This window comes from Bradyrhizobium liaoningense (genome assembly GCF_018130825.1).
Taxonomy (GTDB): Bacteria; Pseudomonadota; Alphaproteobacteria; order Rhizobiales; family Xanthobacteraceae; genus Bradyrhizobium; species Bradyrhizobium liaoningense_B.
In genome coordinates, this window is the sequence record NZ_JAFCJS010000011.1 from 212,714 (window position 1) to 221,482 (window position 8,769).

The 8,769-nt window shown below is 64.9% G+C and carries 11 protein-coding genes; 4 read left to right on the plus strand and 7 right to left on the minus strand.

The window, feature by feature from the left end; all coding sequences use genetic code 11:
- Nucleotides 1-19 precede the first annotated feature (19 nt).
- From JQ603_RS34740 to fliI, 3 genes are all read right to left on the minus strand, one after another.
- Entirely contained in the window at nucleotides 20-565 is a 546-nt protein-coding gene (locus JQ603_RS34740; protein ID WP_212347052.1) for a sigma-70 family RNA polymerase sigma factor, read from the minus strand.
- 182 nt (nucleotides 566-747) lie between these two features.
- Nucleotides 748-1,167: a flagellar export protein FliJ gene (fliJ, locus tag JQ603_RS34745; RefSeq protein WP_011084990.1), complete on the minus strand. Its 420-nt coding sequence runs from the start codon at nucleotides 1,165-1,167 to the stop codon at nucleotides 748-750.
- Nucleotides 1,168-1,288: 121 nt separating this feature from the next.
- Nucleotides 1,289-2,614 (minus strand): flagellar protein export ATPase FliI, encoded by a 1,326-nt coding sequence (gene fliI, locus JQ603_RS34750; protein ID WP_212347054.1) that lies wholly within the window; start codon nucleotides 2,612-2,614, stop codon nucleotides 1,289-1,291.
- 433 nt (nucleotides 2,615-3,047) lie between these two features.
- On the opposite strand from fliI, the gene ctrA reads away from it, so the two are divergent.
- The 4 genes from ctrA to JQ603_RS34770 all read left to right on the plus strand — a co-directional run bounded on the left by ctrA (nucleotide 3,048) and on the right by JQ603_RS34770 (nucleotide 5,884).
- A complete protein-coding gene (ctrA, locus tag JQ603_RS34755) occupies nucleotides 3,048-3,749 on the plus strand; it encodes a response regulator transcription factor CtrA (RefSeq protein WP_008138878.1) in 702 nt (233 codons plus the stop codon).
- A gap of 170 nt (nucleotides 3,750-3,919) precedes the next feature.
- Nucleotides 3,920-4,324, plus strand: a complete 405-nt coding sequence (locus JQ603_RS34760; RefSeq protein ID WP_130371096.1) for a DUF350 domain-containing protein — start codon at nucleotides 3,920-3,922, stop codon at nucleotides 4,322-4,324.
- Nucleotide 4,325: 1 nt separating this feature from the next.
- Nucleotides 4,326-4,721, plus strand: a complete 396-nt coding sequence (locus JQ603_RS34765) for a hypothetical protein (RefSeq protein WP_212347057.1) — start codon at nucleotides 4,326-4,328, stop codon at nucleotides 4,719-4,721.
- Between the two features lie 2 nt (nucleotides 4,722-4,723).
- On the plus strand, nucleotides 4,724-5,884 hold the full coding sequence (locus JQ603_RS34770; protein ID WP_212347060.1) for a glutathionylspermidine synthase family protein: 1,161 nt from the start codon (nucleotides 4,724-4,726) through the stop codon (nucleotides 5,882-5,884).
- A gap of 60 nt (nucleotides 5,885-5,944) precedes the next feature.
- Here JQ603_RS34770 and JQ603_RS34775 read toward each other — a convergent pair whose 3' ends face one another.
- From JQ603_RS34775 to JQ603_RS34790, 4 genes are all read right to left on the minus strand, one after another.
- Entirely contained in the window at nucleotides 5,945-6,817 is an 873-nt protein-coding gene (locus tag JQ603_RS34775; protein WP_212347063.1) for a CheR family methyltransferase, read from the minus strand.
- The gene (locus JQ603_RS34780) at nucleotides 6,814-8,013 is read right to left on the minus strand and encodes a protein-glutamate methylesterase/protein-glutamine glutaminase (protein ID WP_212347066.1); all 1,200 of its coding nucleotides are present in this window, start codon (nucleotides 8,011-8,013) and stop codon (nucleotides 6,814-6,816) included. The genes JQ603_RS34775 and JQ603_RS34780 overlap by 4 nt, the downstream gene beginning before the upstream one ends.
- A gap of 75 nt (nucleotides 8,014-8,088) precedes the next feature.
- Nucleotides 8,089-8,454, minus strand: a complete 366-nt coding sequence (locus tag JQ603_RS34785; RefSeq protein ID WP_007600538.1) for a response regulator — start codon at nucleotides 8,452-8,454, stop codon at nucleotides 8,089-8,091.
- A gap of 72 nt (nucleotides 8,455-8,526) precedes the next feature.
- Nucleotides 8,527-8,769: chemotaxis protein CheW (locus tag JQ603_RS34790; protein ID WP_212347069.1), on the minus strand; the 243-nt coding region annotated here is incomplete at its 5' end.

Genomic DNA, 8,769 nt, shown 5'->3' on the forward strand with positions numbered 1-8,769 from the left:
TTCCTCGTCGTCCGAGCCATCACAATCCGAGGCACTCCCGGATATCCAGCATGCTGCGCCGCAGCCACGTCTTCACCGTGTTGACGGGCGCCGAAAACTTCTCCGCCAATTGCTCGCGGCTCCAGCCGTTGTAATAGGCGAGCAGCACGAGCTTCTGACGGTCCGGCTCGAGCCGGCCGATGCATTCCAGGAGCCGCTTCAGCTCCTCGGTCATCTCCCGGCGCGCCAGCGGATCGGGACTGTCGGCGGCAACCTCCATCGCCTGAGGCTCTTCCTCGATGGAGACTTCCGACTTCTTGCGGACGATGTCGATCGCACGGTTGCGCGCGATCGACGCCATCCACGTGATCGGCGACGAGAGCGCCGGATTGAACTGGCCGGCGCTGTTCCAGATCTTGACGTAGGTCTCCTGAATGACCTCCTCTGCGAGATCCTGCCGACGCAAGATACGGAGCACGACGCCATAAAGTTTCGCGCGGGTGGCGACGTAGAGGCGCTCAAACGCGGCCTGATCGCCCCTGGCGACCGCCTCGATCAGCCCGACCAGCTCTGCTGGCGTCAGCATTCAGCCCCCCAACACGTGGGCCGTCGCGTTCCGCGCAGGCCCCGGCACTTCGCTACCATAGCGCGCGGCAAAGCCGACCACCAAGGGGCGCGGCGCCGCGCTGTGGACAGCCCATACGAAAACCCGGACCTTGCGGGTCCGGGTTTTGCCTATTCTCGGTGGTTTGACCGATAGATGTGTGTTTAAGCGACGGCGCCGATGCGGGCGCGCATCAGGCCGATGCTGTCGAGGTCGGCCTGCTCACGGGCGTTCTCCTCGGCGCGCTCGCGGGCCTGGTCGCGCTCGTCCAGGAGCTCGACCTTCTTCAGCTCCTCGAAGGCCTCGGCCAAAGCGGCCTTGGCTTCGTCGAGCTGGCCCTTGAGCTCGTCGGCCGAGCGCGTCAGGTTCTCGCGGCGCTGGATCGCGGCCTTGGCGTAGGTCGGATAGGCGAAGTGCGAGGGATCGTTGATCCCGGCACGCTCCTGCTCGGTCTGGATCTCGCGTTCGAGATCGACCGACATCCGCTGGAAATCGGCGATCATGGTCTCGATCTGGGTGACCCGGCGGCGCTTCTCGTCGACCTGGAACTTCTTCAGGCGGATGAGGGTATCACGTGACTTCATCGACTCGTACTCCCCAGAAGTCCCCTAGCTGCACGTGGGACGGCACCGGTCTCCCCACAGGCCCGATTAGGGCCAAGACCGGCTCTGCTACTCTGTGGGATCGGATGATGAACTGACAAAGTTAGCGTTCCGTTTCCAAATTGCCGAGGATTTGCGCCAACTGCCGATAGCCGTCCGCCAGTGAGGCATTTTCGTCCTTGCGCTGCCGCAAGAACGCTTCCAGCGGCTCGTGCAGGCGGATCGCCTCGTCGACCTCGGGGCTGGAGCCGGCCCGGTAGGCCCCGAGCCGGATCAATTCCTCCATGTCGGCATAGGTCGCCATCACCGCCCGCGCCTTCTGGATGGTCGGCCAGAACTGCGGGTCGGCTGATTTCGGCATGGTTCGGGAGACGGATTTGAGGATGTTGATGGCGGGGTAGCGGCCGCGCTCGGCGATCGAGCGCTGCATCACGATGTGGCCGTCGAGGATGCCGCGGACGGCGTCCGCGATCGGCTCGTTGTGATCGTCGCCGTCGACCAGCACCGTGAAGATCGCGGTAATGGCGCCTTCGCCCAGGCCCGGCCCGGCCCGCTCCAGGAGCTTCGGCAGCTCGGTGAAGACGGTCGGCGTATAGCCCTTGGCGGTCGGCGGCTCGCCGGCGGACAGGCCGATCTCGCGCTGGGCCATGGCAAAGCGCGTCACCGAGTCCATCAGGCAGAGCACGTCCTGGTCCTCGTCGCGGAAATATTCGGCGACCGCGAGCGTCAGATACGCCGCCTGGCGGCGCATCAGCGCCGGCTCGTCCGAGGTTGCGACCACGACGACCGAACGCGCGAGCCCCTCCTCGCCGAGATCGTCCTGCAGGAATTCCTGCACCTCGCGGCCGCGTTCGCCGATCAGCCCGATGACGCTGACGGCGGCGTCGACATTGCGCGCGAGCATCGACAGCAGCACCGATTTGCCGACGCCGGATCCCGCGAAAATGCCCATGCGCTGGCCGCGGCAGCAGGTGAGAAAGGTGTTCATCGCGCGCACGCCGAGATCCAGCGGCGCGCCGACGCGCTTCCTGGAATGCGCCGGCGGCGGCGTATTGCGGAACGGCATCGGCGAGGAGCCCTGCGGCAGCGGCCCCTTGCCGTCGATCGGCTCGCCCAGCGCATTGACGACGCGGCCGAGCCAGGCCGCACAGGGCCGCACCTGGTTGGCCGCATTGGCGATGACCGCCTTGCAGCCGCGGCGCACGCCATCGAGCCCGGCGAACGGCATCACGACGGCGTTGTTGCCGGAGAAGCCGATCACCTCGCAGGGGATGAAACGGTTGGCGCCGGTCTCGATCACGAGCCGCGCGCCGACCGACATCGCATGGATGGGACCTGCCACCTCGACCATCAGGCCGCGCACGCCGACCACGCGGCCATAGATGTTGACGCCGTCGATGTCGCCGATCTGTTCGGCAAGAGCCTTCATAAGGGGGCCGCCTTCATAAGAGGGCTTTCATGAGGGTGATTGCCGTCGTGCTCCGGGCCTTCACGGTGAAACTCTTAAGTTTCGCCATATTTCTGAACGGCGCTTAACTTCGTGTTTACCCGCATCATTAATCATTGCGTCACTGTCTTTGTGACTGAGCGCGCCTCCCCTTCAGAAGAAGGCTGAGTCGCGGGAGTCGGTTAGGCCCGTCTCTTAAAGTGGAGCTTGAACGGATCGGGGTAACGAAAGCTGCTTCCAGCGCAAGACCTTAGGGCGATTCGATAAAAATTGCACCGGGGGGACTTGCGTTCCAGAATCAGAGTTTGTTAACCATCTGTTGTCAGGATCCGAATCAGTTGTTCAAAGGCGTTTTGTTGAGTGCCGCGAATGCGGCCGACCTGACGCCCAGGAGCGGCGACTATGGGGAACTGGCATGCGCGTTTTGCTGATTGAAGATGACAGCGCCGTCGCGCAGTCGATCGAGCTGATGCTGAAGTCTGAGAGCTTCAACGTCTACACGACCGATTTGGGGGAAGAAGGCGTCGATCTCGGTAAACTTTACGATTACGACATAATTCTCCTCGACCTCAACCTGCCCGACATGTCCGGCTACGACGTGCTCAAGCAGCTCCGGGTCTCCAAGATCAAGACACCGATTCTGATCCTCTCCGGCCTCGCCGGCATCGAGGACAAGGTCAAGGGTCTCGGCGTCGGCGCCGACGACTACATGACCAAGCCCTTCCACAAGGACGAGCTGGTGGCCCGCATCCACGCGATCGTGCGCCGCTCCAAGGGCCATGCCCAGTCGGTCATCCAGACCGGCGACCTCGTCGTCAACCTCGACACCAAGACGGTGGAAGTCGGCGGCCAGCGCGTGCATCTGACCGGCAAGGAATACCAGATGCTGGAGCTGCTCTCGCTCCGCAAGGGCACGACCCTCACCAAGGAAATGTTCCTGAACCACCTCTATGGCGGCATGGACGAGCCGGAGCTGAAGATCATCGACGTCTTCATCTGCAAGCTCCGCAAGAAGCTCGCCAACGCCTCCGAAGGCCGCAACTTCATCGAGACCGTGTGGGGCCGCGGCTACGTGCTGCGCGAGCCGCACGAGCACGAAGAGCGCATCCCCGCCTGATCTCAGGGTTACGTCGCAAGCCCCCGGGCTTGCTCCTCCCAGCCTGGACCCCGCCGCAAATGGCGGGGTTTTCGTTTTTTAGGGGAGCTGAGCGCTGCTTCGTCGCGCTCCCGTGGTTGAACCGCTACGCTCTCCCCGCCGACGAATGGTCGCTGCACGATGGGGGAACGATGATCCTGCAATCACTCGCCGGCCTGCCCGCCTTCCTGGTCTATTTCTGCACCGGCCTGATCGCGATCGTGGCGTATCTGTTCGTCTATACCCGCATCACCCCCTACAACGAGTTCCAGCTGATCCGCGACGACGAGCCGGCCGCCGCGATCGCGCTCGGCCTCAGCCTGCTCGGCTTCGTCGCACCGCTGGTGAGCGCGATCGCCCATTCGGCCAATGTGCTGGACTGCCTGATCTGGGCGACGATCGCGCTGGTCGTGCAGGTCATCGTGTTCTTCCTCGTCAAGGTGCCGGTGCCGAACCTGTCGGCGCGGATCGCCGCCGGCGAGCTTGCGCCCGCCATCTGGCTCGGCCTGTCCTCGCTCGCCGCCGGCCTCCTCAACGCAGCCTGCATGATCTACTGAGATGGCCGACAAACCCTCCAGCAAGCAGTTCGGCAAGCGCCGGCCACCTCCCGAGCCGCCGCCTTCCCGACCGCCGGTGAAGCGCTCCGGTCACGTCGCTCTCCTCGTGATGGGCACGATCGCGGTCGGCACCACCGCCTACACGCTGATGCCGCGGCAGAGCTGCGAGCCCCCTCCTCCCGGGACGGATCCAGCGGTGCAGACGAGCACCGCGTGCACCAGCAGGAGCAGTTCCTCAGGCGGCAGCGGCGGCTCGGGCTCATCGTCGCGATCGAGCTTCTTCAGCAGCGATTCCTCCAGCCATTCCTCGTCGAGCACGTCATCCGATTCCGGCCACAGCAGCTTGAGCCGCGGCGGCTTCGGCGCGTTCGGGCACGGCTTCTCGGGCGGCGGTTGACCATGCAGCGCATCACCTGTCTCGAGCGCGACGACTGGCGGGAGACCGCAGCGCAATGCGGCTTCGTCTTCCACACCAATGGCGGCGACCGCTATTGGGACGAGCGCGCCTATTACGGCTTCACGCTCGACGAGATCGAGCGCGGCATCGAGACGCCGACCGGCGAGATCGACGCGATGTGCCTGGAGCTTGCCGGGCGCGTGATCGGCGACGAGCGGCATCTGCGACGGCTGAAGATTCCGGAAGCGTTCTGGAGCCTGATCGCCGAAAGCTGGGAGCGGGACGACCGCAGCCTCTATGGCCGGCTCGACCTGATGTTCGACGGCAAGGGGCCGGCAAAGCTGCTCGAATACAATGCGGATACGCCGACCTCGATCTTCGAGGCCGCCGTGTTCCAATGGACCTGGCTCGAACAGGCGATCGAACGCCGCATCATTCCCTCGCGCGCCGATCAGTTCAACTCGATCCACGAGCGCTTGATCGAGGCATGGAAGTCGATCGCCGCCGGCCGTCACCTGCATCTCACCGGCACCACCGGCAATGACGAGGACGCCGGCACGCTCGCCTATCTCGAAGACACGGCGCGCCAGGCCGGACTCTCGACCACGCTGCTCGACATCGAACAAGTCGGCTGGCGCGACGAGGACGGCGGCTTCGTCGATCTCGACGAGGCCGACATCGCGCTCGCCTTCAAACTCTATCCCTGGGAATGGATGTTCCAAGACGCCTTCGGCGCAAAGCTGAAAGAGGCCCCGACGCGCTGGATCGAGCCGCCATGGAAGGCTGTGCTCTCCAACAAGGGCATTTTGCCGCTGCTCTGGGAGATGTTTCCGAACCATCCCAACCTGCTGCCGGCCTTCTTCGAGGATGACGCGCGGGCGGCGGAGCTCGGAACGTCGTATGTACGCAAGCCGCTGCTGTCGCGCGAAGGCGCCAATGTCACGCTGGTGTCGGGCGGCATGCCGCTCGACGAGCAGGCCGGCCCCTATGGCGCTGAAGGTTTTGTGCGGCAGGCGCTGTCACCGCTGCCGAACTTTTCCGGCTTCTATCCGGTGATCGGAAGCTGGCTGGTGAACCACGAGCCGTGCGGCCTGTCGATCCGCGAGGACGAGAGCCCGATCACGGGCAACGGCTCGCGGTTTCTGCCGCATGCGATTTTGTGAGATCTTCTCCTCATTCCGGGGCGCTCGCGAAGCGAGCGAGCCCGGAATGACAGAGAGAATTCACCTCGCCGCGGCGACCTTCAGCGGCTGCGGCATCAGTCCGCCCATCGCCCGGCCGGAGCGCGCGGGATTGAGCTGATAGAGGCCGCGCCGCTCGGTGATCGGACGGAACACGTCGGTGATGCCGACGACGGATTCGGCAGCCCCGAGCAGCAGGGTGCCGTCGGCCTCCATCGCCTTCGCCATGCGCTCGAAGATCACCGCCTTGGTGTCCTGATCGAAATAGATCAGCACGTTGCGGCAGAAGATCACGTCGAACGTGCCGAGATGGGAGAAGTCCTGCAACAGGTTGAGCTGGCGGAACTGCACCATGGCGCGAATGTCGGCGTTGAGCTGCCAGAGCTCGCCGACTTGCGTGAAGTATTTCATCAAATGCTGGATCGGCAGGCCGCGCTGCACCTCGAACTGGCTGTAGATGCCGGCCTTGGATTTTTCCAGCACCTCCTGCGACAGATCGGTGGCGACGATCTCGATGCGCCAGCCGGCGAGAGCCGAGCCCATCTCCTTCACGCACATCGCGATCGAATAGGGTTCCTGCCCGGTCGACGAGGCCGCCGACCAGATGCGCAAGCTCTTGCGCGCCGCGCGTGCCCGGATCAGGCCCGGCAGGATGGTGTCGCGTAAGTGGTCGAACGGGATCTTGTCGCGATAGAAGAAGGTTTCGTTGGTGGTCATGGCTTCGACCACGTCGGTCGCAAGCCGGCCGTCGCCGTTCCTGATCTTCAGCACGAGGTCGGGAATGCCCGGAAGACTCGCCTTGCGGGCGAGCGGCAGCAGCCGGCTCTCGACCAGATATTGCTTGTCGGGCGAGAGATCGAGGCCGGAGCGCTCCTTCAGGAACTTGCGCAGATAATCGTAGTCCGTCGGCGTCACGAGCGGTCTCCCGCGAACAGGCGATTGACCTTCGCGCCGATCTGGTTGAGCGGCAGGATCGCCGCGCAGATGCCGGCATTGGCGGCCGCGCCCGGCATGCCCCAGACCACGCTGGAGGCTTCGTCCTGCGCGATCACGCTGCCGCCGGCCGCAACGATATCCTTGCCGCCGCGCATGCCGTCCGAGCCCATGCCAGTCAGGATCACCGAGAGGATGGCGCCATGCCAGATGTCGATGGCGGAGGTGAAGAGCGGATCGACCGCAGGCTTGCAGAAATTGACGGCGGGGCCGTCGTCGAGCGCGATCACCGTGTCTGCGCCGCTGCGCGCGAGGCGCATGTGCTTGCCGCCGGGCGCAAGATAGATGCGTCCCGGCTTCACCGGCTCGCCGTCGACCGCCTCGGCGGCCGGGCGGCGGCTCGAACGCGCCAGATGCTCGGCAAGAATGGTGGTGAAGGTCGGCGGCATGTGCTGGGTGATCAGCACCGGGAAGCGGTCGATGACAGGTCCGAGCTCGGTGACGAGCGCCATCAGCGCCTGCGGGCCGCCGGTCGAGGAGCCGATCAGCAGCACCTTCGGTGCCTGGGTCGAGAACGGACGCGTCGACAGCGCGCCCGACGACGGGGCATGCAAGGCCGGAGCCGGTGCGGGCGCAGCCGGCCGCGCGATGGCTGGTGCACGTACGGTCGGGGCCGGGCTCGCCGGCGCGAGCGGCGGGCTCGCAACGGCGGGCTTGCGGCGCAGCCGCGCACCGAGATGGCGGATCTTCTGGATCAGGTCGTGATGGAAGGTGTCGGCGGCGGACGCCTCGCGGGTCGATTCCGGCTTCGGAATGTAGTCGGCGGCGCCGAGCGACAGCGCCTTGAAGCTGATCTCCGCGTTGCGGCGGGTCAGGGTCGAGGCCATGATGATGACGAGGTCGCGCTTCTTCGCCAGCAATTTCGGCAGCGCCGAGATGCCGTCGAGCTCGGGCATTTCGATGTCGAGCACGGCGACATCGGGGTTGATGCGTTCGAGCTGGTTGACCGCCTCGAGCCCGGTGCGCAAGGAAGCAGCGACCTCCATGTCGTGCTCGGCGCCGATCCAGCGCGAGATCAGACCGCGGATGACGACGGAATCGTCAACGATCATCACCCGCAGCGGCCCGGCTTCGCGCGACGTGCCCGTGGTCGAATTACCTGCGAACGCAACACTCATTACTCACCAACTCAGACTGAAACGGTTCAGTTGAAAACAATCGCCGAAGGATCCGTTCAGCCTCCGGGCGTTCGCTCAGATAAGTCCGACTTCCTGGAACTTCGCCGTCACGATGTCCTTGTCGAACGGTTTCATGATGTACTCGTTGGCACCGGCATGCAGCGCGCGTGCGATGTGCGCGACGTCGTTCTCGGTGGTGCAGAACACCACCTTGGGCTGGTCGCCGCCGGGCATGCGCCGGAGATGGCCGAGGAACTCGTAGCCGTCCATGACCGGCATGTTCCAGTCGAGCAGCACCGCGTCAGGCAGGCCGCGCTTGCAGGCCTCCAGCGCCTTCTCACCGTCCTCGGCTTCGAGGATCTGGAAGTCGAGGCCCTCCAGGATCCGGCGCGCAACCTTGCGGATGACGCTGGAATCATCAACGACGAGACAAGTTCGCATGTGAACCTCTGCTTCCTCCCCCTTTGCGGGGGCACTTCCAATTACTGGCACGTCGGCGGCGATGCCGCCGTATCAGGCCGCCATCATCTCCGGCGCGAGCTCGAGGACGCGATCGACGTCGAGCACGACCATGAGCTGGCCGTCGAGGCGGTGAACGCCGCCGGCGAGCTTGGCCATGCGGGGATCGAGGTTGACGGGGTTCTCTTCCATGCCAGCCTCGGGCAGGCGCAGCACCTCGCCGATCTGGTCGATCAGCAGGCCATAGGATTCACCGCGCAAATCGACACCGACCGCCATCGGGGTCTTGCCGTCCTC

What these genes read in the sequence shown, in the direction of transcription:
- fliJ (WP_011084990.1), bottom strand. Translation starts at nt 1,167, where the DNA reads ATGAAGTCACGTGATACCCTCATCCGCCTGAAGAAGTTCCAGGTCGAC.
- ctrA (WP_008138878.1), top strand. Translation starts at nt 3,048, where the DNA reads ATGCGCGTTTTGCTGATTGAAGATGACAGCGCCGTCGCGCAGTCGATC.
- JQ603_RS34760 (WP_130371096.1), top strand. Translation starts at nt 3,920, where the DNA reads ATGATCCTGCAATCACTCGCCGGCCTGCCCGCCTTCCTGGTCTATTTC.
- JQ603_RS34770 (WP_212347060.1), top strand. Translation starts at nt 4,724, where the DNA reads ATGCAGCGCATCACCTGTCTCGAGCGCGACGACTGGCGGGAGACCGCA.
- fliI (WP_212347054.1), bottom strand. Translation starts at nt 2,614, where the DNA reads ATGAAGGCTCTTGCCGAACAGATCGGCGACATCGACGGCGTCAACATC.
- JQ603_RS34765 (WP_212347057.1), top strand. Translation starts at nt 4,326, where the DNA reads ATGGCCGACAAACCCTCCAGCAAGCAGTTCGGCAAGCGCCGGCCACCT.
- JQ603_RS34740 (WP_212347052.1), bottom strand. Translation starts at nt 565, where the DNA reads ATGCTGACGCCAGCAGAGCTGGTCGGGCTGATCGAGGCGGTCGCCAGG.
- JQ603_RS34780 (WP_212347066.1), bottom strand. Translation starts at nt 8,013, where the DNA reads ATGAGTGTTGCGTTCGCAGGTAATTCGACCACGGGCACGTCGCGCGAA.
- JQ603_RS34785 (WP_007600538.1), bottom strand. Translation starts at nt 8,454, where the DNA reads ATGCGAACTTGTCTCGTCGTTGATGATTCCAGCGTCATCCGCAAGGTT.